Origin of the sequence: Klebsiella scottii, from assembly GCF_036561945.1 — a bacterium.
Taxonomy (GTDB): domain Bacteria; phylum Pseudomonadota; class Gammaproteobacteria; order Enterobacterales; family Enterobacteriaceae; genus Klebsiella; species Klebsiella scottii.
In genome coordinates this window covers 2,915,435-2,938,752 of record NZ_JARXNI010000020.1, presented here as the reverse complement: position 1 = coordinate 2,938,752, position 23,318 = coordinate 2,915,435, and the positions used below count along the sequence as shown (strand labels likewise).

The following is a 23,318-nucleotide window of genomic DNA, read 5'->3' as shown; positions in this document are numbered from 1 at the left end:
CCGTTTTCCGGCCGGGGAGTGAGGAGTAGGGGCGAGCTTAAGACGCGGAGATGAGCGGAACACCGCCGGCGCTGGGAGAGATGCTCAGCCGCGCAAGGCGATCGGCTGAGCGGCGGCAGCTTCAGGGCTTATGATTTTGACGATAAAAACGCTCGGCGCGCATCTGGATTTGTTTGAGCAAGCGCTCGTCATATTGCTGGACGAAAAGGTTGGTCACCAGCATGTTAATCACCGCCAGCTGCGACATTTTGGAGCGGATGGGGATCAGGCGTGAGACGCTCTCCGTAGAAACCGTGTGCAGGACGATGTCGGCTAAGGCGGAAATGCGGCTTTGCCCCATTTTAGTCACGGCAATGGAGGGGACGCGGAGCTGCTGTGCCAGGGTCAATAGCATCACGCCCTCCTGGTTTTCGCCAGAATGCGAGATAATAATCAGCAGATCGTTTTCATCCAGGGTATTAACAATACTAAACTGAATGCTGTAGTCCAGATGGCAGCTGACATCCTTTTTAATTTTGATTAGCTGATATTCAAGTTCTTTCCCTACAAGGCCGCTGCTGCCTGCGCCATAAATAACGATTTTATGGCTTTTCCTGATCAGCGCATTGGCTTCAAGAAGCGTACCGGCATTAGCAAGAGCGTGCGTCTCATCGATTGATGATTTCTCTATCTGCAGGATTTTAGCATTAACGGCCTCTATTGAGTCATCAAGGCAAATATCCTCCTGGAGAAATTTATTATTGTTTAGCGTGCTGGATGAGGTCATCAAATCAATTTTCAGATCGCTGAACCCCTGATAACCTAGCTTGTGGCATAAGCGTAAAATAGTGGTGGTGCTCACGCCATTTACCTTAGCCAGCATCTGAATACTCATACTTTTCAAGGACTGTTTGTTTTCAATGATATAATTGGCGACATTCCGTTCTTTGGCCGATAGTTCGTGACTAACTTCACGGATTTTTACGTCGAACATTTAACAGCCTTTATCATATTAAGAATATTATTGCGATAATCATACAATTGAAAAAAGAAAACATCAAGTTATAAACATTTCTGCTTAATTCCTTACGTGGCGGCAATTAAATAATATGCCGGGTGCCTTTGTTCGTTAATTAAAATTAAGCCGGGGCAGCGGCAGGCCGCTTTATTCCAGACCAAAACGCTGCCGGTACTGTCCCGGCGTTACGCCGGTGATTTTGCGAAAAATCTTGCGGAAGGCTGAGGGATCGGTATATCCCACTTCCCAGGCAATACGGTCGGCCGAACGCCCGGTTAACTCCAGGGCATCCCGCGCTTTCATGATGCGAACCTGCTGCAGATACTCCGTTGGCCGCACGCCCGTCGCTTTCTGAAAGCGGCGGAGAAAAGTCCGCGGGGTCATCCCCGCCAGCGCCGCCATTTCATCGATGCTTTGCTGTTCAGAATATGTCGCATGGAGGTGATGCTGGACGCGCAGAATGACGGGGTCGCCGTGGTCGAAATGCGGAATAAATGCCGAATAGGTGTTTTGCTTGCGGCGGGGAGGGTCGATAAGTAAAAAACGCGCTGTGGCCAGCATGGTACCGTTTCCCAGCAGCTTCTCTATCAGCGTCAGGCCGAGATCTGTCCAGGCAAGGATGCCGCCAGCGGTGATAATATCGCCGTCGTCGATAACCATATTTTCCGCCGCGACGTCAATCTCCGGGAAACGCTCCGACAGGGTCTGAGCAAACGCCCAGTGCGTCGTTGCGCGACGATGATCGATAAGCCCGGTCTCCGCTAGTACGAACGCTCCGGCGCAGACCGAACAGAGCGTCACGCCGTCATGGTACAGGGCGCTCATCCAGGCGGCAGGGGCCGCCATCGGCTTCATCTGAGCGGGCATGACCAGGCTGGGCGGGGCTATCGCGTGGCTCAGGCGATGCGGCTCATCCGGATGGCTGTCCCAGACGCACGCCACCGTATCGCCGTCGGGCATGACCTGCCAGTGCGACACCCGGATCGCGCGAACGCGCTCCTCGCCGGAAATGCTCACCGCCCAGTCCGCCGCAATCCTGAACATATCCGTCAATCCATACACCGCCGCCAGCTGGCACTCGGGATAAATCAGCATACCCACTTCCGCCACGATGCTCTTTTCAACAGAAGGCTTCATTTGTCATTTTTGCCTCTTATAGTGTCATTTTTGACAATTCTATCTCCCGACGTATTCCATAACAATAGCTCCATCGGCCAACAACAGCGATGACCTGAACGATAAAGGAGCGGATATGCCAGACGAACGGTTTGCGATTTCACGGCGGCGTCTGCTGATCCTCAGCGGTACGTTGTCTGCCGGTATCGGGCTGTCACTTTCGCCCTTAGCCCGGGGTATGACATCATTCTCATCACAGACAGGAGATATTCCTATGAGCAACGGCATTATTACTACCAAAGACGGTACCCGAATTTTCTATAAAGACTGGGGCCCTAAAAACGCGCAGCCCGTCGTTTTCCACCACGGCTGGCCGTTAAGCGCTGACGACTGGGATAATCAGATGCTGTTCTTTTTATCGCAGGGGTATCGGGTGATTGCTCACGACCGTCGCGGTCATGGGCGTTCCGACCAGACCGATACCGGCAACGAGATGGATACCTATGCCGCCGACGTCGCTGAACTTGCCCGCGCGCTGGATCTGAAAAATGCTATCCATATCGGCCACTCTACCGGCGGTGGAGAAGTGGCACGCTATGTCGCCAGGGCCGAAAAAGGGCGCGTGGCGAAGGCGGTGCTGATGGGCGCGGTCCCGCCGATTATGCTAAAAACGGCCGCTAACCCAGAAGGGCTCCCGCTATCCGTGTTTGATGGCTTCCGCTCCGCGCTTGCCGCCAACCGCGCGCAATTCTTCATTGACGTGCCGTCGGGTCCGTTCTACGGCTTTAACCGCCCGGGGGCCAAAATCAGCCTGGGCCTGATCGATAACTGGTGGCGTCAGGGCATGGCAGGCGGCGCCAAAGCGCAATATGACTGTATCAAAGCGTTCTCTGAAACCGACTTTACGCAGGATTTGCTGGCGATTGATGTACCGGTACTGGTAATGCACGGCGAAGACGATCAGGTGGTGCCTGTCGATGACGCCGCGCGCAAATCAATCAAGCTCCTGAAGCACGGGACGCTGAAAACCTACCCGGGGCTGTCGCACGGGATGTTTGCCACCCATCCTGAGGTAATAAACCCGGACCTGCTGGCGTTCGTTAAATCTTGAGCCTATACGCCGGACCCAGCCTACGCTGCGGGTCCGGCTTTTATCCGTGAGCGGACAGGCATCGCCGTCGGGTCGCATGCGGAGGGCGCTGGGCCGCCCGGGCAAAGTAATTATCGGGCGCCGCGCTGCGGCCTGAAACTAACTGATAGCTGACGCTGTCTTTAATTCATTGGCGCAATGCTTTTGGTGTGGAAGATAAAGATGACGTCCGTTTTGTTGATTGAGGATGATAACCGGCTGGCCGGCATGCTGATGCCGTACCTTGCCCAGTACGAATTTAGCGTGGTACACAGCGCCAGCGCGCAGGACGCGCAAAATAAGATGAAGCAACGCAAGTTCGATGTCGTGCTGCTGGATTTGATGCTGGGCGACGCCGACGGCCTGGCGCTGTGTCGGCAGATTCGCACCCGGTTCCAGTACGACCCGGCGATTATTATGGTGACGGGCCGGGGAGATCCGGCGGATCGTATTATCGGGCTCGAAGTGGGGGCCGACGACTATCTGGCAAAACCCTTTGAGCCGCGCGAGCTGCTGGCGCGCATGCGCGCGGTGTTACGGCGTATGAAGCCCGGAGCGGCGTCGGGCGGCGACAGCGTCATTCGTTCCGGCGCGCTGGAAATTGATACCGCAGCGCGCAGCGTCACGCTTAACCAGCAAGCCTGCAGCCTGACCTCCTTACAGTTTGACCTGTTGGTCTCGCTGGCGCGCAATGCGGGCCGCGTACTCAACCGCGAACAGATCTGGCAGTCAGTGCGCGGCGAAAGCTATGACAGCTTCGATCGCGCCATCGATGTCCATATCGGGCGTATCCGACAGGCTATCGAGGACGATCCGCAGGTGCCGAAGCGCATCATTACCGTGCGCGGCGTCGGTTACGTCTTCTCAGCACTACCGAACTCATGAAACGGCTCGCCTGTTTTCCCATGCACCTGCAGATCTTTTTTGCCTTTAGCTGCGCCCTTGCGCTGGTGGTGATCTGCACTATCGCCCTGTGGCTATGGAACAACGATAACAACCGTCATTTGAACGCCTTCGCCACCTTCTCCGAGCTGGTGGAACAAAATCTTCCGCCAGCTTCCGCTCCGCGCGCCGTGCAATTCCAGGCCATCGATAGTTGGATCCAGCGCACCCATACGCGCTTCTCCCTGTACGCCGCCGATGGCTCTCCGCTTAGCCGCCCGCTTAATCCGCCGCTCTCTTTCCCGCTGCGCGTGGCGTCAGGAGGATTATTTGATGACTGGTACGGCACGCGTTTTGTCTGGCAGCTCAAGGATAAGCGCGTGCTGGTCATTCAGCTAAGCAGCGACCGGCAAAAGCGCCCGTGGCTGTTTATTCTGATGCTGCTGGCCATGACGACCAGCGTGGTGCTGGTGTCGTTTCCGGTGATCCGTCGCTTAACGGCCCGCCTGGAGTCGTTACAGCAGAGCGTCGAGTCGCTCGGCAAAGGCAATCTTGGCGCGCGCGTGCAGGTTACCGGGCGCGATGAAGTGGCGCAGCTCGCGGCCAGTTTTAACCGTGCTGCCACACAGATTGAGCAGCTGGTTCAATCACAAAAAACGATGCTGGCTAATGCCTCGCACGAGCTGCGTTCGCCGTTGATGCGTATTCAAATGGCGGCGGCGTTATTAGTGCAGAAGGAGTCGCCCGCCTCCCGCGAGCTGCGGCGCAGCGTCGGTGAGCTGGATGAGCTGGTGGAGGAGATTTTGACGCTGAGCCGCCTGACGCTGGCGACCAGCGTCATTACCGGCGATTTCCAGCCGGCTGATATAACCGCCATTGCGGCCGAGGAGTGCGCCAGCGCGCAGGTGGAGTTACGGGCTGAGCATGTGACAGCCGAGGTGGATGCGCGGTTAATACGGCGCCTGCTGCGCAACCTGATTGAAAATGCGCGGCGCTATGCGGGTCATGATATTTCGGTCGTCCTGAAGCTTACCGACCGGGAGCACTTCACCCTCGAGGTGAAAGATCGCGGCCTCGGCATTCCGGAAGCGGAAATGGAGCGTATCTTCGAGCCATTTTATCGGCTCAGCAGCAGCGGAAACGGCTACGGGCTTGGCCTGGCGCTGGTTCGTTCAATCACCGAATACCACCGGGGCGCCCTTTCGGTACGCAACCGTAGCGGCGGGGGAGCCTGTTTTCAGGTGCGTATGCCTGTCGCAGTTACATAACTTTACCGGAGGTAAAAAGAGGGGTTACAGGAGCCTGTTCTAATAAGCCAACTCATTGTCGGCTTCCTGTAACGGTAAGGATCATCTACATGCTATCCACGTTGGCTAAACCCTTTACGCTCCTGTGCCTGCTCTCTACGGCAACTTTTCCCGCCATCGCCGAGCCGTCTGATAACGGACTTTCCGGTTTTATCGGCGGCGGCGTGGGAGTAAAGCCGAAGTACTCCGGCGCTAAAGAGTCCAAAACGACGTTCGTACCCGCATTAAAGCTGGCTTACGGGCCGTTTTTTGTCGGCGGAGTGGACGATCTTACGGCGCTGGGGTGGGAGTTTGCCCGCACCGAAAGCTGGACTTTTTCGCTTGGCGTGGGCGCGGATCTCTCTCCCCGTCAGGAGTCTGATGATGAACACCTCAGAGGGCTGGGCGATATTCGCTTCTCGCCGCGCGCCTTTAGCTCGGCTGTGTATGAAAATAGGCTCTTCAACGGCGGCGTGATTTTGACCCAGGATATCGGGGGGAATCAGCAGGGCTTTAAGCTCATCTCCTGGGCGCATCTTCAGTGGCGGCCGCTGGAGAGCCTGCGCTTTTATACCGGCCCAAGCCTGAGCTGGGGGGACAGCGATTACATGCAGACGCAGTACGGCGTCACCGCCGCTCAGTCGGCGCGCAGCGGCCTGTCACGCTACGACAGCGGGGCCGGGCTGGAGAAAGTAGGCTGGCAGCTGGGTATGGACTATTCGGTGACGCCGGCATGGCTGATCGGCGCCCGGATCAGCGCGCAGCATCTGCAAAACGATGCCGCCGACAGCCCCGTTACGCAAAAGTCAGGGCAGGTTAACGGCGTCCTGTTTGCCGCATGGCGCTTCTGATAAGCGCGGACCTTTTCCGCTCAGGCGGGGGATCGCGCATCAAATGCCGTACGGCGCGCTCGTTTTAGCCGCTGGTCGGGGCGTTTTTCCGGCGTCCCGCTAAAGCGACATTCCAATCACCGCGTTGACAACGGCGGAGGACATCAGCACGCCGCCAACGATAAAGCACGCCCGGTTCTTCCTGGTCGCGCCCAGGGTTAAGAGAACAACGGCAAGAGTGAAAAAAGGTATGGCAATAATGCTGAACGTGTTCAGGATGACCTCCGCGAAGAGTAAGAAAAGCCGGCCGTAATTAAGGAGTGGCTGATTATTAAGCAACTTAGCGTAATTTGCAGCAGGCCGGTAGCGCCGGCTTATTTTATCCGCCGTCAGCCGATGAGCAGAGCAGCCAGCGCCGCGATGGCCGGGAAAGCCTGAACGTAGAGTATTTTCCTGCTTGCCGTAATCGAACCGTATATCCCGGCAAGCAGAACGCAGCACAGGAAAAAGACTTTAAACTGCAAGCCGCTCTCTCCCGCCCATAACCCCCATAGTAAACCCGCCGCTAAAAAGCCGTTGTACAGTCCCTGGTTAGCGGCCAGCACCCGAGTGTCGCGAGCAAAATCAGCGCTCAGGTTAAAGGCTTTGTGACCAGTTTTTGTATCCCATAGAAACATCTCGAGGATCAGTATGTAGAGGTGGATGGCGGCCACCAGGGCGATAAGGAGATTGGCTAACACGACAGGCCTCGCTGAAAATGTAGGTGCTGGGTGATTATAGTTAAAACTCGTTTGCGCCGCTGCCCGTTATTTCTCAGGGGGAGCGGCGCCTTTCCGCAGACCTTCGCGATCGCAGCAAATACGCCTGGATTAAAACCGGCACAATACTGGTATCGAGAATAGCCTCATGCTGACTTCATCGCGCCATCAGCTTGACATATTAAGCGTGCTTGCTATTGCTTAATCAGGCAATAGGCTGAGCCTTAAAGCAATGTTTCCTTGTAAATCATCGGCCTTATAGTTTACAGGCGAAGCGGCGGGGTGATGAATGGCAGGTAATAAGGTGAAGTTGCCCGGTATAAAAGAGAGTCAGCGCTTGCTGAATTTTGAGGCGGCCTCAAGGACGGTGGGGCTGGTTATTCTGCTGGCTATTATCTGCGCTGCATTAGCCGGTGGATTTTCTGTCGGGTATTTTAGTGAGGCTGAAAAAGTCAATGCGCCGCGAACGGTAAAAGTCGACTATGAATATTTTGGTCGGTTACAAAAAGAGTTTCGCCTCAAAATCACGGCACTTCCGCTCCCGGCTGATAAATATGTATTCAGCCTCGGCGGCGATTTTATTGAAAATTATGAGCCGGGCAGCATCTGGCCACAGCCGGACGGTATGTATAGCCAGGGAAAGACGCTGTATCTGATTTATAACAATGTGAAAAATAAAGGTGATTTCTCCATCTGGCTGTACGTCACGCCGGCGAAGCCGGGGAGAACGGAGAATTCCATCCAGGTGAACGCCGAGCCTGAAATCCGCTTTTGGCAGTTTATTTATCCTTAGGGGGCTGGTATGGAGATGGTTTTCCGGGCGTTAGCCATTTATTTAATCCTGCTGGTGGTATTTAAAATTGCCGGACGCCGTGCATTATTACAAATGACCAGTTTCGATCTGATCCTGCTGCTGATTATCAGCGAGGCGACGCAGCAGGCCCTGCTAGGCAACGATTTTTCGGTTACCGGGGCAATGCTGACGATTATTACGCTGGTGGTGGTCGATATTCTGTTTGGGTTAATGAAAAAGTATATTTCTGGCGCGGAGTCGGCGCTTGACGGCTCCCCTGTTGTGCTGGTGGCCGACGGGGTGCCGTTAACCGATAACCTGAAAAAGGTCGACGTCTCTTGCGACGACATCCTGGTCGCCGCGCGTCAAAATCAAGGCATTACGGAATTTCGCAAAATAAAATATGCCATTCTGGAGCGTAACGGCCATATATCGGTTATCCCGGCAGAAAAGTAGGGAGCGCATCATGGCGGGCTCAGGCCATCGAGCTATTCAACCGTCCAGGCCTGGCTGAAGTTATCATTGATAAAAATCTCCGCCAGCCCGCTAATCTGCTTCAGGCGTAAAACCTCATCTTTGTCCATTCCCAGCTCCTGGCCGATGCGCATATCGTCCCAGCCCAGGCGGTAAAGATCGCGCACAATATCCGACATCGCGGCGATCTGGTGTTTCCCTCTGGCGCGGTTGTGGCGAATGGTCGCGGCGATACGCTCTTTCTTCCCCTGACGCGATGAGTTAATCAGCGTAACCGGCAGATAGCCATGAAGGCGATGGTGAATCTGCGGGTTGGAAGCGCTTATCAGGTGGCGATGAAAGCCATCGACAACCAGATACTGCTCCTGCTGGCGAGCGACCACCACCGGCTGGGTGAATCCATCCATTTCTACCGAGCGTTCCAGCAGCTTTTTTTCCGTTGCGCTCATGCTATTGGGATTATAGTCATTGGCCGTGACTGATTCGGCGTCGACCCACAATACGCAGTCCACGGGCTCATCGCAGAAGGGACTGTGCCGGTGGATGAGCATTTTAAGCTGGTTAATGGCGTCAATCTTACTTTCTGTATCTGAGAAAGAGTCAAGGTATTCGGCCACGACCTTGTTGATATCCGTTGACATTACAGCGTCCCCCATGTCTTTCGTTTGTTACTGATATTGTTGCAGTATCTCTTATAATGCTGGGATTGGGTCGGGCTGAATGACAGCGTCCGGCACCAGTAATCATTCTTGAGAATCGTTTTGCAGATCCTGCGCCAGGAGGGGATATCGCGGAAGCCAAGATCCTTCTCCTGGGCATCGGGAATATCCTGCGGAAAGCCGCGCGTCTGATACCAGCGCAGGTAGATGGCGATCTTGTTGCGGTAATGCTCCGCGGTTTTATCCGGCATGCTTTCAAGCAGGAACAGCGCGTAGCTGCGCCAGGTATGCTGCTCCGGTTTACGCATTTGCGTCCTGAGGGCGAAATAGTCGCCGCTTTCGTTCGCATATTTCGCCGCGCCGTGCGCGCCGCATACCCGGCGACACATCTTCTCCCATGTTTCTGGTTCGAGCGTGTGGTACAGCCACAATCCGCGACGCTGCTCCGGGCCAAAAGGCTCGCAAACGCGCATGTTTTTCAGCGTGACGCCGGCGCGGTACATCAAATCGTACAGCGGGTTATAGGGCAGCTTTGATTTCGCATTGAAGATCCAAATATCCTGAGTTCGCCAGTCGTACAGCGGATAGCAGGTGTAGCTGTCGCCCCCCGGCAGCGCGGTAGTCCAGGGTTTTTCATTATCAAAGCGCGATTTTGTCTGCGATGTCAGCGCCATATAGCGGTGCAGCGATTCGTCGGTACGAATGCCGATCAGCGAGGCCAGGCTGCGTCCGGCGGCCAGCCACTGAATAAATGCCGGCACAAAGGATTCGAAGGTCATCGGATATTGGTAGAAGGGAAGGTCGGCGCTGCGGGTCACAGCCCCAGCCGGCGGCTGGCGCACCCATTCGGCGCCGGGTTCCCAGCAGATCCATTCCGGCTGGTGCTGCGATACGCCGCTTACCGTGGTCAGCGGCAGGGCGATCCAGTAAAACTTGCTGATTACGTCCTGATAGAGCGCCCGCATTTTTTCCACATGCTCAATAGTTAATAGATACTGCGCCTCCCAGTCAATAAACAGAACCACGAACTTTTTCCGCTTCTTGCGCGCCACGGTTGCCGCCAGGTGAAATAAGACGGTTGAGTCCTTGCCCCCGGAGAAAGACAAACAAACCTGCTCAAATGATTCAAATACCCAATCCAGGCGGAGTAGCGCCGCGTCAAAAACGTCCATGTCGAGCTTTATTTTCTTCACCAGGCCTCCTGGTTGTTAAACGTAGGTGTAGGGGGGCAGGCCCAAATTGGTTAAGGGAATAACCAGCCAATATAGTTGAGCAGAGCGATTTTATTATTTACGCCGAGCTTATCTTTAATTCTCAGGTAGTAATGGGAGACCTGTTTATTGCTCATGCAGAGTATGCGTTCGACGCCACCGCGGGTCGGCGAGGTATATGCGGCACGAAGAACGTCATACTCTCTTTTTGTTAAATGGCCGCCGCTGCGCATTTGGCTATAATATCTCAGGAGCTTACCAATGCTGGCGACATTGTTGCTCTTGAGCTTTCTACGCCATTCCCGTAAGCCGGCCTGTTTAGAGATGAAAAAATCAGCCATGCCGTCTTTTATTTGGCGATCGCTGATAATTAAAACCGAAGCGTTGCCGCGAATGATCAGCACCTGAATAACCGCGAGAAGAGCGCAGATATTAGGAAAGTAGCTTTCTTCAAGAACAAAGAGATCCCCGGCGCCGCAGGGCCTTATCGACGCTTTTAGCGTCTCAAGGCCGTCGCTTACGTACTGGTTCGCCATATATGAATAAGAAGAGATCTCCGTTGACGGCGGGATATCCGTAAGGCGACCGCCACTATAGTTTTTTAATAATAATTCAAGATCCAGGTAAGCGTAGTGTTCGGTATCGGGTTTAATTATCTTACTCTGCCGATCGGGTGAGCTTATTTGTTCATGCATAGAAAATGCCCGCAATTTTAATTGTTCACAGGGAGCGTCTGAACTCATGGTGAAAATGATAAGGCGGGTTGTGTTGTTTTTGGTAGTTAATTTATCTTAAGTAATCTTTAGTACGGAAGGTTGCCATTTTAATCATTGAACCTCAGATCTTTTTATTTCTTATTTTTCTTTAGGTTCTGACTTATATCATTGACATTTTTAATTTATTTCATTGCTGGTTTCGACAGGGCGCGATCTAAAGACGGGAGGGCTCTATTTTTGCCCGTGCTGAAGCGGAATAAATGCTTAACTTTCGCCGCCGCCGCAAAAGATCGTTATAAGTAAGGGATCCTCTATCAGGCCGGAGATGAAGTCAACACTATTCGCCCCTTCCTGAACGGCTATTTAAAACAATGTGTAGCGATAAAGTAAAAATAAAGCGATGTCATTAATGCTGGCGATAAATAATAAAGGAGAGCGGAGTGCCATTCATCCGCCGTTTTGTCCCCTCATGAGGGCTCATAAGGGGATTTTCCGGTGCGTAAAGCCAACGGCCAGCCGCCGCCGCGGCTCAGGCATGCGATAGCGTCGGGAACATCAGCTTGTTGCCCTTAAAAATGTTCTCTTTTGCGGTATAGATAAATAAAAAGTCGTCACCCTCGATTTTTTCATACTCGCCGATTCGACCTTCGATCGGGGTGAAGCCTAAAATCGCCAGCTGAGTTTGTTGGTCGGCGAGCTCATTGACGATCGCTGACATCGAACGGGTGGCGTCGCAGAAAATATCGAAGCAGATTAGCGCACGATCGTTTTGCATCGCGATCGCCACGGCACCATTTTTTTCCGAATAGTAGACGAAGTGCTTCATAAACGCGGAGCAATAGAACATCAGCAGGCCGAAGTTATCGTGCGCCGAGAGCTGAGAGAAGGGATTGGATTTTTGATAATAGTGCTTCAGGATCGCCACATCGCTCTCTTTATCCATATCAAGCCGGCGGAAGTCTCCCGGGGTTGGAGTCACCGGCAGGGTATATTGATACTCATCGTACTGCTCGAAACCAAATCGTGGATAGAAATCCACGGTAGTAGAGTTAGCAAACAGAAAGATCGCATCAGCTTTATCTTTCCAGTCATCCAGAATGTGGTTAATCAACTGCGTCGCGAGGCCTTTATCGCGATGGTCGGTATCGGTCATCACGGTGCCGATCTGAATATAATGGACGATCTTTCCTTGCCACTTCAGATCGATGACGTTGGCGGAGGCATTAGCGATAACTCTATTATTATCAACGAAAGCGTAGGGAATATATGACCCGGTCCAGTAGCCTTTTTTGTACCAGTCCTTAAATGAGAGATCAAAGGTCTTAATAGCCAGGTCAATGAAGCTGTTCCTTAATGCATCATTATCCATAACCTGTTTGACTAATTTGTATTTCATTGGCCGGTCTTCCTTTTTATTTATTGTGCTACACGACAGTGCTAATACTAAATTAATATTAAAAATCAATGACTCATCTATACAGTTAAGTATGAACGGTTCACGATATTTGTACACCCCGCAGCCCGCAGTCATTTCTCAGGACGTTGGCTCGGTCACAGTAAATAAGGGGAAGCGGGCTCTTTGCCGACTTTGCGGAGGTTGTTGCGCGAGGGGACGGCGATTGCCGCCGGAGCAGTGGTGACCAAAGACGTGCCGCCGTATGCTGTGGTGGGTGGTAATCCGCCAAATTTATCAAATACCGCTTTGCGGAGTCAGATATTCAGCGTCTGCTTGCGCTGAACCTCTACGTTTTGCCGGAAGACGACCTGCTGGCGCTGCTGTCCGGCGAGGATATTACGGCGCTGGAGCAGGCGGTGCGGCGCTATCGCTAGCTCGTCAGGCGCGAAAAGGCCCGGAGCAAAAGGGCTCCGGGCGAGTCCCGGTTTACTTCGCCGCGACGGGGGGAGTCGAGATAGCCCTCCTGGCCCCCGCCTTTCAGCGCAGCGCGGATAAAGGGTAGCGATTAAATAGCATGATGCGTCTCCCAGGAGTCCGTTCGCCGCCGGCGCGTAAACCCTCGCGCCTCCCGGAACGGACCCTGAATAAATGATGGACGCAGAATAGTCCCCGGCTATTTTTAATGAAATGACAAAAGTGTTAATAGACTATTGCTGATTTTGTCTAAAAACAAAAAATGGCTAAACTTAATAAATGCAGAGTGATATAACGCGCTCAAGGTCATGACCCCTATCATAAATAGGTAGGGGAAATGTGGTATCATCCCGCCTTTCCCTTTTCGTTTGGGCTCTTTTTATGCAACAACCTGTTGTTCGCGTTGGAGAATGGCTGGTTACCCCCTCTGTTAACCAAATTAGCCGGAAGGGACGCCAGCTTACCCTTGAACCGCGCTTGATCGATCTTCTGGTTTTCTTTGCCCGCCACCCTGGCGAGGTGCTCAGCAGGGATGAACTTATTGATAATGTCTGGACGCGCAACGTTGTGACCAGCCATGTTGTCACCCAGAGCATTTCTGAACTGCGCAAGTCGTTGAAGGATGGCGACGACGGTAGCCTCGAATATATCGCAACGGTACCGAAGCGCGGCTATAAGCTGACGGTGCCGGCTATCTGGTGTACGGAGGAGGGGGAAGAGCTGACGCCGCTCGCACCGCAGGCGATGCCGGAAGCCACTGCGCCATCTTCGCCCGCCGCGCCCGACGTTCAACCCCCAACCAGAACCGAGAAACGTAAGCGGATCAGCACCTTTATTGTCTGGGGTCTGTTCCTGCTGGCGCTGGGAACCTGCGTGGCGCTGGTGGCGCTGTCGAGCATCGAATCGCGCCCGCCGGTCAATAAAGCCCGCCTGCTGTTAAACCCGCGCGATATCGATATCCACCTGCTTAACGGCAACTCCTGCACCAACTGGGCGTCCCAGCACTCCTACGCGGTGGGGCTTGGCAGCCTGGTCACCACGTCGCTGAATACCTTCTCCACCTTTATGGTGCATGATAAAACCAACTACAACATCAACGAACCGAGCAGTTCCGGTAAAACCCTGACCATCGAGTTCGTCAACCAGCGGCACTATCGCGCCCAGCAGTGCTTTATGTCGGTGCAGATGGTGGATAACGCCGACGGCTCCACCATGATGGACAAGCGCTATTTCATCACCAGCGACAACCAGCTGTCGATTCAAAACGACCTGCTGAACAGCCTGTCGGAAGCGCTGAAGCAGCCGTGGCCGGAGCGTATGCAGACCATGCTTAAGCAGTATCAGCCGTCGCAAAGCATAGCGCTGACCCATTTCTATCAGTCGCATCAGCTATTAATGAATGGTGATGTCGATTCATTAGGGAAAGCCAGTGCGCTGCTTGATGACGTGATTAAACAAGCCCCTGACTTTTCCTATGCGTATGCGGAAAAGGCGCTGGTAGATGTATTACGCCATTCGCAACAGCCGCTGGATGAACAGCAGCTCGCGGCGCTGTACGCAGAAATAAACCGGGTTGGCGATATGCCGGGTATTAAAGATCTGGCGGTATTTTATCAAATTAAAGCCGTCGATATGCTAGGGCAGGGGAAAGTAGACGAAGCGTACCACGCGATTAATACCGGCATCGACCTGGAAATGTCGTGGATGAATTATGTGCTGCTGGGTAAAGTCTACGAAATGAAGGGGGAGAACCGGGAAGCCGCCGATGCTTACCTGACCGCCTTTAATTTACGTCCGGGCGAAAACACTTTTTACTGGATTGAAAACGCGGTATTCCAGACCTCGGTTACGCGCGTTGTGCCATATCTCGATAACTTCCTCTCTTCAGAATAAGTAAACCCTCACCGCGCGAATGGTTTCGGGCCTGGTGAGGTTAAACTTATGTTTCTCATGAGGCCGGTGATTGTTATATTTATGCGGTAATTTAACTGCCGGTTGCAACACATTTTCAACACCGCGAGCGTCTTGTAACTGACTGTAATTTAATGGTGTTTATCTTTTTATGATATCAACATGTCATCCTGATATGTTAATCCAAAAAGGTCAAAATATCATTTGTCTGACGTTTGCTGTTATTTCACTTTATCTTTAGGACTTATCTCGTATGAGTCAGTAATCTTATTGGCAGTTGGTCGGGTCAATAAAAGGTTCACTATCATGATCTGTACCTCCAAAATAAACTTAGGAGAAAAGCAAACATGAGTTCTGCCAAGAAGATCGGGCTATTTGCCTGTACCGGCGTGGTCGCCGGTAATATGATGGGGAGCGGTATTGCATTATTACCAGCGAACCTCGCCAGTATCGGTTCAATTGCTATCTGGGGGTGGGTGATCTCTATTATTGGCGCAATGTCTTTGGCTTATGTTTATGCCCGGCTGGCGACCAAGAATCCGCAGCAGGGGGGGCCAATTGCGTACGCTGGTGAAATATCTCCGGCGTTCGGTTTTCAGACCGGGGTGCTTTATTATCATGCCAACTGGATTGGTAACCTGGCGATCGGGATTACCGCCGTATCTTATCTGTCGACATTCTTCCCAATATTAAATAACCCGGTTCCGGCCGGTATCGCCTGTATCGCGATCGTCTGGGTATTTACCTTCGTTAATATGCTCGGTGGGACCTGGGTTAGCCGCCTGACGACAATTGGTCTGGTGCTGGTATTAATTCCGGTGGTCATGACGGCGGTTGTCGGCTGGCACTGGTTTGACGCTGCAACCTATCAGGCCAACTGGAACACCTCCACCACCCCCGACAGCCACGCGGTAATCAAAAGTATCCTGCTGTGCCTGTGGGCTTTCGTCGGGGTTGAATCCGCTGCCGTCAGTACCGGGATGGTGAAAAACCCGAAACGTACCGTGCCGCTGGCCACCATGCTGGGTACCGCGCTGGCAGGTATCGTTTATATCGCCGCAACTCAGGTGATTGCCGGGATGTACCCTGCAGCCCAGATGGCCGCATCGGGCGCACCGTTCGCCATTAGCGCTTCAACTATCCTCGGCGGCTGGGCGGCTCCGATGGTTTCCGCCTTCACCGCCTTTGCCTGCCTGACGTCTCTCGGTTCCTGGATGATGCTGGTTGGACAGGCCGGCGTACGTGCCGCCAACGACGGCAACTTCCCGAAAATCTACGGCGAGCTTGATAGCAACGGTAACCCGAAAAAAGGCCTGCTGCTGGCGGCGGTGAAAATGACCGTGCTGATGGTGCTGATTACCCTGATGAACTCCAGCGGCGGTAAAGCATCTGACCTGTTCGGCGAGCTGACCGGCATCGCGGTACTGCTGACCATGCTGCCTTACTTCTACTCCTGCGTTGACCTGATTCGCTTCGAAGGCATCAACATCCGTAACCTGGTTAGCCTGATTTGTTCGGTGCTGGGCTGCGGCTTCTGCTTCATCGCCCTGATGGGGGCAAGCTCCTTCGAACTGGCCGGTACCTTTATCGTCAGCCTGATTATCCTGATGTTCTACGGCCGCAAAATGCACCAGCGCCAGCATGAAAATGACCCTGCTGACAACTCTACCGCTGGCGCGCATTAATCAGTAACCCCTTTTCCTGGGGCTCCTTCCTGCACCTGTCACCACGCGACGGGAGGGGCTTTCTATATCTGGAGATTTGACTATGAACGTTATCGCAATCATGAATCACATGGGCGTCTACTTTAAAGAAGAGCCTATCCGTGAGCTGCATCGCGCCCTTGAACGCCTGGACTTCCGTATTGTCTATCCGAACGACCGCGAAGATTTACTAAAACTTATCGAAAATAACTCCCGCCTGTGCGGCGTTATCTTCGACTGGGATAAATACAATCTTGAGCTGTGCGAAGAGATCAGCAAGCTGAACGAATATATGCCGCTGTACGCTTTCGCCAACACCTACTCCACGCTGGACGTAAGCCTCAACGATCTGCGCATGCAGGTTCGCTTCTTCGAATATGCGCTGGGCGCGGCCGACGACATCGCCGACAAAATCAAACAGAACACCGATGAATATATCGATGCTATTCTGCCGCCGCTGACCAAAGCGCTGTTCAAATACGTGCGTGAAGGCAAATATACCTTCTGTACCCCAGGCCACATGGGCGGTACCGCCTTCCAGAAAAGCCCGGTCGGCAGCATCTTCTACGATTTCTTTGGCCCGAACACCATGAAATCGGATATCTCCATCTCGGTTTCTGAGCTCGGCTCCCTGCTGGATCACAGCGGCCCGCATAAAGAAGCGGAAGAGTATATCGCCCGCGTATTTAACGCTGAACGCAGCTACATGGTGACCAACGGGACCTCTACCGCCAACAAAATCGTCGGCATGTACTCCGCCCCGGCCGGCAGCACCGTGCTGATTGATCGTAACTGCCACAAATCGCTGACCCATCTGATGATGATGAGCGATATTACGCCAATCTACTTCCGCCCGACCCGTAACGCCTACGGTATCCTCGGCGGTATCCCGCAGAGCGAATTCCAGCACGCGACCATCGCGAAGCGCGTTAAAGAGACCCCGAACGCCACCTGGCCGGTGCACGCGGTGATCACCAACTCCACCTACGACGGTCTGCTGTACAACACCGACTTCATCAAGAAAAACCTCGATGTGAAATCCATCCACTTTGACTCTGCGTGGGTGCCTTACACCAACTTCTCGCCAATCTATGCCGGTAAATGCGGGATGAGCGGCGGTCGTGTGGAAGGGAAAATCATCTACGAAACCCAGTCCACCCACAAGCTGCTGGCGGCGTTCTCCCAGGCTTCAATGATCCACGTGAAAGGTGATATCAACGAAGAAACCTTTAACGAAGCCTACATGATGCACACCACCACCTCCCCGCACTACGGGATCGTGGCGTCCACCGAAACCGCCGCGGCGATGATGAAAGGTAACGCCGGTAAGCGTCTGATCGACGGCTCTATTGAACGTTCTATTAAGTTCCGTAAAGAGATCAAACGTCTGAAAGGCGAGTCCGAGGGCTGGTTCTTCGACGTATGGCAGCCGGAGCATATCGACGGGGCTGAATGCTGGCCGCTGCGCTCTGACAGCGCATGGCACGGCTTCAAAAACATCGATAACGAACACATGTACCTCGATCCGATTAAAGTCACTCTGCTGACTCCGGGGATGAAAAAAGACGGCACCATGGACGAGTTCGGTATTCCGGCCAGCATCGTGGCGAAATACCTCGACGAACACGGCATCGTGGTGGAGAAAACCGGTCCGTACAACCTGCTGTTCCTGTTCAGCATTGGTATCGACAAAACCAAGGCCCTGAGCCTGCTGCGCGCGCTGACCGACTTCAAACGCGCGTTCGATCTGAACCTGCGTGTGAAAAACATGCTGCCGTCTCTGTACCGTGAAGATCCTGAATTCTATGAAAACATGCGCGTTCAGGAGCTGGCGCAGAACATTCACAAACTGGTTGAGCATCACAACCTGCCGGACCTGATGTTCCGCGCGTTCGAAGTGCTGCCAAAAATGATAGTAACGCCGTACGCCGCGTTCCAGAAAGAGCTGCACGGTCAGACGGAAGAAGTCTATCTCGAAGAGATGGTCGGCCGCGTCAATGCCAACATGATCCTGCCGTATCCTCCGGGAGTTCCGCTGGTTATGCCGGGTGAAATGATCGCCGAAGAGAGCCGTCCGGTGCTGGAATTCCTGCAGATGCTGTGCGAAATCGGCGCCCACTACCCGGGCTTCGAAACCGATATCCACGGCGCATACCGTCAGGCGGATGGTCGCTACACCGTTAAGGTGCTGAAAGACGAAAACAACAAGTAACTGAAGCACCGAAGGGAAGTGGCCTGCCGCTTCCCTTTTTCACGCTGCAAGGAGACCTCATGAAAACACCCTCACAGCCGCGCGCGATCTATTACATCGTGGCGATTCAAATCTGGGAATACTTCAGCTTTTACGGCATGCGTGCCTTACTTATCCTCTATCTCACCCATCAGCTTGGCTTTGATGACAGCCACGCCATCAGTCTGTTTAGCGCCTACGCCTCTCTGGTTTACGTTACCCCCATTCTTGGCGGCTGGCTTGCCGACCGCCTGCTCGGCAATCGCACGGCGGTCATTGCCGGCGCGCTGCTGATGACGCTCGGCCACGTGGTGCTCGGCGTCGAATCCGACTCAACCTGGAGCCTGTACCTCGCGCTGGCGATCATTATCTGCGGCTATGGCCTGTTCAAATCCAACATCAGCTGCCTGCTCGGCGAGCTGTATGCCGTTGACGATCGTCGTCGCGACGGCGGTTTTTCGCTGCTCTACGCGGCGGGGAACGTCGGCTCAATCGCCGCGCCGATTGCCTGCGGGCTGACCGCCCAGTGGTACGGCTGGCACATTGGCTTTGCGCTGGCGGGGATCGGCATGTTTATCGGTCTGCTGATTTTCTTAAGCGGCAGCCGCTACTTCAGCCACACCCGGGGCGTCGACAAGCAGGCGCTGCGGGCGGTGACGTTTGTGCTGCCAGCCTGGGGCTGGCTGGCGGTGATGCTGTGCGTGGCGCCGGTGTTCTTTACGCTGCTGCTGGAAAATAACTGGTCCGGCTATCTGCTGGCGATCGTCTGCGTGTTTGCCGCCCAGATGGTGGCGCGGATTATGATCCGCTCTCCGCAGCACCGCCGGGCGCTGTGGCAAATCGTTCTGCTGATGCTGACCGGCACGCTGTTCTGGGTTCTGGCGCAGCAGGGCGGCAGCTCGATCAGCCTGTTTATCGACCACTTCGTTAACCGGCGCCTGCTGAATATTGAAGTGCCGACGGCGCTGTTCCAGTCGGTCAACGCGGTGGCGGTGATGGCGGCGGGCGTAGTGCTGGCATGGCTGATGCGCCCGGAAGGCGCAGCCCGCTCCGCGCTGCGGGTATGGCTGAAATTTGCCTTTGGCCTGGTGCTGATGGGCTGCGGATTTATGCTGCTGGCGCTTAACGCCCGCCACGCAGCCGTCGACGGCCAGGCCTCAATGGGGCTGATGGTCGGCGGGCTGGCGCTGATGGGATTTGCCGAGCTGTTTATCGACCCGGTGGCGATGGCGCAGATTACCCGCCTCAACATGCCCGGCGTGACCGGGGTGCTGACCGGTATTTACATGCTCGCCACCGGCGCGGTCGCCAACTGGCTGGCGGGGATGGTGGCGCAGCGGACCACCGAATCGCAAATCAGCGAAACGGCCATTGCCGCTTATCAGCACTTTTTCTCCCAGATGGGCGCATGGACGCTCGGCTGCGTGGCGGCGATCGTGCTGCTGGCGTTTGCCGCAACCTGCAGCCTCGGCAAACGTCGCGCCGCCGGCGAAATTCCCGGCGGCGGCGCGTAAGCCATGAGGCTATCTCAAGTGCGGGAGCGGCATACGCTCCTTGCACCGTTCAATAATCAGGAGGAGGATATTCTGGCTGGTGCGGAATCCGAAGACTAAAAATCGTTAGTGAAGCGATGGCTGAGTGAGATCGGCCGGAAGTGAAGCCAGGTTCGTTAAGATTGTTCTCCGGTGATGACGCCCGAGACGGGCCGCGCCGGATGGTGACCTGGTTCAATTATCGAAGCAAGTTTGAAAGCAGGGTTATGAGGAACCAACATGTCTGAACAACAAGCACAAAGTGCCGATGAGGCAATTGACCTTAATAATGAACTGAAAAGCCGTCGCGAAAAGCTGGCTGCGCTGCGCGAGCAGGGTATCCCGTTCCCGAACGATTTTCGCCGTGACCATACCTCTGACCAGCTGCACGCTGAATTTGACGGCAAGGACAACGAAGAACTTACCTCCTTGAACGTTGAAGTCTCCGTGGCTGGCCGCATGATGACCCGTCGTATCATGGGTAAAGCCTCCTTCGTCACCTTGCAGGACGTCGGCGGCCGTATCCAGCTGTACGTGGCGCGTGACGATCTGCCGGAAGGCGTCTACAACGAGCAGTTTAAAAAGTGGGACCTCGGCGACATCATCGCCGCCCGCGGCAAGCTGTTCAAAACCCAAACCGGCGAACTGTCGATCCACTGCACCGAGCTGCGTCTGCTGACCAAAGCCCTGCGCCCGCTGCCAGACAAATTCCACGGCCTGCAGGATCAGGAAGCGCGCTATCGCCAGCGCTATCTGGATCTGATTTCCAACGACGCCTCGCGTCACACCTTTAAAGTACGCTCGCAGATCCTCGCGACGATGCGTCAGTTCATGGTGGCTCGCGGCTTTATGGAAGTCGAAACCCCGATGATGCAGGTGATCCCCGGCGGCGCCTCCGCCCGTCCGTTTATCACCCACCACAACGCGCTGGACATGGACATGTACCTGCGTATCGCGCCGGAACTGTATCTTAAACGGCTGGTTGTTGGCGGCTTTGAACGCGTGTTCGAGATTAACCGTAACTTCCGTAACGAAGGCATCTCCGTGCGCCATAACCCCGAGTTCACCATGATGGAACTCTATATGGCGTACGCGGATTACAAAGACCTGATCGAACTCACCGAGTCGCTGTTCCGCACCCTGGCGCAGACCGTGCTGGGTAAAACCGAAGTGCCTTACGGCGACCAGGTTTTCGACTTCGGCAAGCCGTTTGAAAAGCTGACCATGCGCGAGGCTATCAAGAAATATCGTCCGCAAACCGAGATGGCGGATCTGGATAACTTCGATGCGGCGAAAGCGATTGCCGAATCTATCGGCATCAACGTTGAGAAGAGCTGGGGCCTGGGCCGCATCGTCACCGAAATCTTTGACGAAGTGGCGGAAGTGCACCTGATTCAGCCGACCTTCATCACCGAGTATCCGGCAGAAGTGTCGCCTCTGGCGCGGCGTAACGACGTCAATCCGCAGATCACCGACCGCTTTGAGTTCTTTATCGGCGGACGTGAAATCGGCAACGGCTTCAGCGAGCTCAACGATGCCGAAGACCAGGCGCAGCGTTTCCTCGATCAGGTGAACGCCAAAGCCGCCGGCGACGACGAAGCGATGTTCTATGACGAAGACTACGTGACCGCGCTGGAGTATGGCCTGCCGCCGACCGCCGGTCTGGGCATCGGCATCGACCGAATGGTGATGCTGTTTACCAACAGCCACACCATCCGCGACGTGATCCTGTTCCCGGCGATGCGTCCGCAGAAATAAGCCAGCGTAAAAAGCAAAGCCCCGAGGCGCGTCGGCGTCCCGGGGCTTTTTTATGTCCGCCTGCCGTCAGGCGCGGCCCACACGGCCCCAGACCATCTGGCCCCGGTGGAAGGTTGCGGTGCGCGGCGAAATGCGCGCCACCGCTTCGGCGGAGCAGGAGGCGTCAACCAGCACGAAGCTGGCGTCGTCCTGGACTTTTGGCCACACGCGCTCGCCCTTATCGTTCAGCGGCAGCACGTCGCCGGTGGCAATCGCCAGCGAGCGGGAGAGCGTCTGCTCATTCGGGCGAATGTAGAGCTGGGCGTAGAGATTGGCTTTTTCCAGCATATCGCCGAGGCCGTACGGCGACCAGTGATCGATGACGCTGTCGGTGCCGGTCATCACAAACACGCCTTTCTCACGCAGCTGACGCAGCGGCATATGCAGGGTGCCGATCGGTACGGTTGAGGCGATGGTTATCCGCGCCGCCGCCATGCGGTCAGCAATCGCATCGACCTGCTGTTCGTTGAGGGTCGCCAGGGCAAAGGCGTGGCTGATGGTCAGCTTGCCTTTCAGCTGCGGGGTTTTCTCCACGGTTTCTACCATGTAGTTTATCGCCGCCACGCCCGCCGGGCTGGTTTCGTGCAGATGAATATCCACCCCTTTGTCATAGTCCAGCGCGATCTGGAACATGGTATCGAGCGACTTCTCCATCGCGCCGTCGACGTTGGTCGGATCGAGCCCGCCGACATAGTGCGCCCCGGCCTGCATCGCTTCGCGTACCAGCGACTCGGAGTGCGACAGCAGCAGGCCGTGCTGCGGGAAGGCGACGATTTCACATTCGAATCCCGGACTGCGCCGCGCCAGCACCGCCTGCAGGTTTTCGAGGTTTTTTAGCCCCGAAGTCGGTTCGATATTACAGTGGCTGCGGGCCACGGTGGAGCCTTTGGACTGGATCAGATCGATCAGCTTCTCCGCGTGCTGCTGGGTATAGGGCTGCAGCTCCGGCAGGAGCTTCTGCTCAAGCTTAATCATATCCTGAATCGTGGTGCCCGCCGGGCGGTTCAGGGAGCGCCACGGGCCGCCGTAAAAGGTTTTATCGAGGTGGATATGCATGTCGCGCATCGCCGGGAGCATCAGCATGCCCGCCGCGTCGTAGCGGGGAAGGGTGGCATCGGGATGGCTTTTATTGGGCCGCAGGGCCGCTATCTTCCCGTCGCGAATCTCCAGGGTCTGCAGCTCGGTGCGGGTATGGACCACCGCTCCGTTTTCATAGTCGAAGCCGCTCTCCAGCAGCACGTTATCGAGGTAATAGTGTTTATCGCTGAGGCTCATGGTCCCCTGAGGATCGCTGCAGGCGGCCGCTGCGCTGCTGTCCGCGTAGGCGGACGGCGCCGCGGCGCCGAGCAGGGCCGCGGCGGCGGCTATTTTTCCACTGCGGGTGATAAATTCCCGGCGGCTATTGTCTTTGTTCATCTTTCTTC

At 54.9% G+C, this 23,318-nt stretch carries 19 protein-coding genes; 11 read left to right on the top strand and 8 right to left on the bottom strand.

Features of this window, described 5'->3' with window-relative positions; translation table 11 throughout:
• Window positions 1–121: 121 nt before the first annotated feature.
• Complete coding sequence (locus QFI97_RS21465; RefSeq protein ID WP_095094663.1) at window positions 122–973, bottom strand: MurR/RpiR family transcriptional regulator; 852 nt, start codon at window positions 971–973, stop codon at window positions 122–124.
• Between the two features lie 171 nt (window positions 974–1,144).
• Entirely contained in the window at window positions 1,145–2,134 is a 990-nt protein-coding gene (locus QFI97_RS21460) for a GlxA family transcriptional regulator (protein WP_346431945.1), read from the bottom strand.
• 253 nt (window positions 2,135–2,387) lie between these two features.
• Here QFI97_RS21460 and QFI97_RS21455 point away from each other — a divergent pair, with 253 nt between their 5' ends.
• The 4 genes from QFI97_RS21455 to QFI97_RS21440 all read left to right on the top strand — a co-directional run bounded on the left by QFI97_RS21455 (window position 2,388) and on the right by QFI97_RS21440 (window position 6,261).
• Window positions 2,388–3,224: an alpha/beta fold hydrolase gene (locus QFI97_RS21455; RefSeq protein ID WP_346431944.1), complete on the top strand. Its 837-nt coding sequence runs from the start codon at window positions 2,388–2,390 to the stop codon at window positions 3,222–3,224.
• A 201-nt stretch (window positions 3,225–3,425) separates the two neighbouring features.
• A complete protein-coding gene (locus QFI97_RS21450; RefSeq protein WP_189339812.1) occupies window positions 3,426–4,127 on the top strand; it encodes a response regulator in 702 nt (233 codons plus the stop codon).
• 20 nt (window positions 4,128–4,147) lie between these two features.
• Window positions 4,148–5,392, top strand: a complete 1,245-nt coding sequence (locus QFI97_RS21445; RefSeq protein ID WP_157349057.1) for a sensor histidine kinase — start codon at window positions 4,148–4,150, stop codon at window positions 5,390–5,392.
• A gap of 89 nt (window positions 5,393–5,481) precedes the next feature.
• Window positions 5,482–6,261, top strand: coding sequence for a MipA/OmpV family protein (locus QFI97_RS21440; protein ID WP_095094674.1), 780 nt, complete (start codon window positions 5,482–5,484; stop codon window positions 6,259–6,261).
• 368 nt (window positions 6,262–6,629) lie between these two features.
• Here QFI97_RS21440 and QFI97_RS21435 read toward each other — a convergent pair whose 3' ends face one another.
• On the bottom strand, window positions 6,630–6,980 hold the full coding sequence (locus QFI97_RS21435; RefSeq protein ID WP_095094678.1) for a DUF1304 domain-containing protein: 351 nt from the start codon (window positions 6,978–6,980) through the stop codon (window positions 6,630–6,632).
• 307 nt (window positions 6,981–7,287) lie between these two features.
• On the opposite strand from QFI97_RS21435, the gene QFI97_RS21430 reads away from it, so the two are divergent.
• Both QFI97_RS21430 and QFI97_RS21425 read left to right on the top strand, forming a co-directional pair.
• Window positions 7,288–7,791, top strand: coding sequence for a hypothetical protein (locus QFI97_RS21430; RefSeq protein WP_095094681.1), 504 nt, complete (start codon window positions 7,288–7,290; stop codon window positions 7,789–7,791).
• Between the two features lie 9 nt (window positions 7,792–7,800).
• Complete coding sequence (locus QFI97_RS21425) at window positions 7,801–8,247, top strand: DUF421 domain-containing protein (protein WP_095094683.1); 447 nt, start codon at window positions 7,801–7,803, stop codon at window positions 8,245–8,247.
• Window positions 8,248–8,279: 32 nt separating this feature from the next.
• On the opposite strand, the gene QFI97_RS21420 is transcribed toward QFI97_RS21425, so the two are convergent.
• From QFI97_RS21420 to QFI97_RS21405, 4 genes are all read right to left on the bottom strand, one after another.
• A complete protein-coding gene (locus QFI97_RS21420; protein WP_095094685.1) occupies window positions 8,280–8,906 on the bottom strand; it encodes an IbrB-like domain-containing protein in 627 nt (208 codons plus the stop codon).
• Window positions 8,906–10,117 (bottom strand): phosphoadenosine phosphosulfate reductase, encoded by a 1,212-nt coding sequence (locus QFI97_RS21415; protein ID WP_095094687.1) that lies wholly within the window; start codon window positions 10,115–10,117, stop codon window positions 8,906–8,908. The genes QFI97_RS21420 and QFI97_RS21415 overlap by 1 nt, the downstream gene beginning before the upstream one ends.
• A 50-nt stretch (window positions 10,118–10,167) precedes the next feature.
• Window positions 10,168–10,830, bottom strand: a complete 663-nt coding sequence (locus QFI97_RS21410; protein WP_143350128.1) for a helix-turn-helix transcriptional regulator — start codon at window positions 10,828–10,830, stop codon at window positions 10,168–10,170.
• Between the two features lie 550 nt (window positions 10,831–11,380).
• Window positions 11,381–12,247 carry a GNAT family N-acetyltransferase gene (locus tag QFI97_RS21405; protein WP_331850638.1) on the bottom strand — a complete coding sequence of 289 codons (867 nt, stop codon included), beginning with the start codon at window positions 12,245–12,247 and terminating at the stop codon, window positions 11,381–11,383.
• 855 nt (window positions 12,248–13,102) lie between these two features.
• On the opposite strand from QFI97_RS21405, the gene cadC reads away from it, so the two are divergent.
• From cadC to lysS, 5 genes are all read left to right on the top strand, one after another.
• The gene (gene cadC, locus QFI97_RS21395; RefSeq protein WP_331850637.1) at window positions 13,103–14,614 is read left to right on the top strand and encodes a lysine decarboxylation/transport transcriptional activator CadC; all 1,512 of its coding nucleotides are present in this window, start codon (window positions 13,103–13,105) and stop codon (window positions 14,612–14,614) included.
• 365 nt (window positions 14,615–14,979) lie between these two features.
• A complete protein-coding gene (cadB, locus tag QFI97_RS21390) occupies window positions 14,980–16,317 on the top strand; it encodes a cadaverine/lysine antiporter (protein WP_095094695.1) in 1,338 nt (445 codons plus the stop codon).
• A gap of 82 nt (window positions 16,318–16,399) precedes the next feature.
• On the top strand, window positions 16,400–18,547 hold the full coding sequence (cadA, locus tag QFI97_RS21385) for a lysine decarboxylase CadA (protein WP_095094697.1): 2,148 nt from the start codon (window positions 16,400–16,402) through the stop codon (window positions 18,545–18,547).
• A 59-nt stretch (window positions 18,548–18,606) separates the two neighbouring features.
• Entirely contained in the window at window positions 18,607–20,079 is a 1,473-nt protein-coding gene (dtpD, locus tag QFI97_RS21380) for a dipeptide permease DtpD (protein ID WP_346431943.1), read from the top strand.
• A gap of 258 nt (window positions 20,080–20,337) precedes the next feature.
• On the top strand, window positions 20,338–21,855 hold the full coding sequence (gene lysS, locus QFI97_RS21375; protein ID WP_346431942.1) for a lysine--tRNA ligase: 1,518 nt from the start codon (window positions 20,338–20,340) through the stop codon (window positions 21,853–21,855).
• Window positions 21,856–21,921: 66 nt separating this feature from the next.
• On the opposite strand, the gene QFI97_RS21370 is transcribed toward lysS, so the two are convergent.
• Complete coding sequence (locus QFI97_RS21370) at window positions 21,922–23,310, bottom strand: amidohydrolase family protein (RefSeq protein WP_346431941.1); 1,389 nt, start codon at window positions 23,308–23,310, stop codon at window positions 21,922–21,924.
• Window positions 23,311–23,318 lie beyond the last annotated feature (8 nt).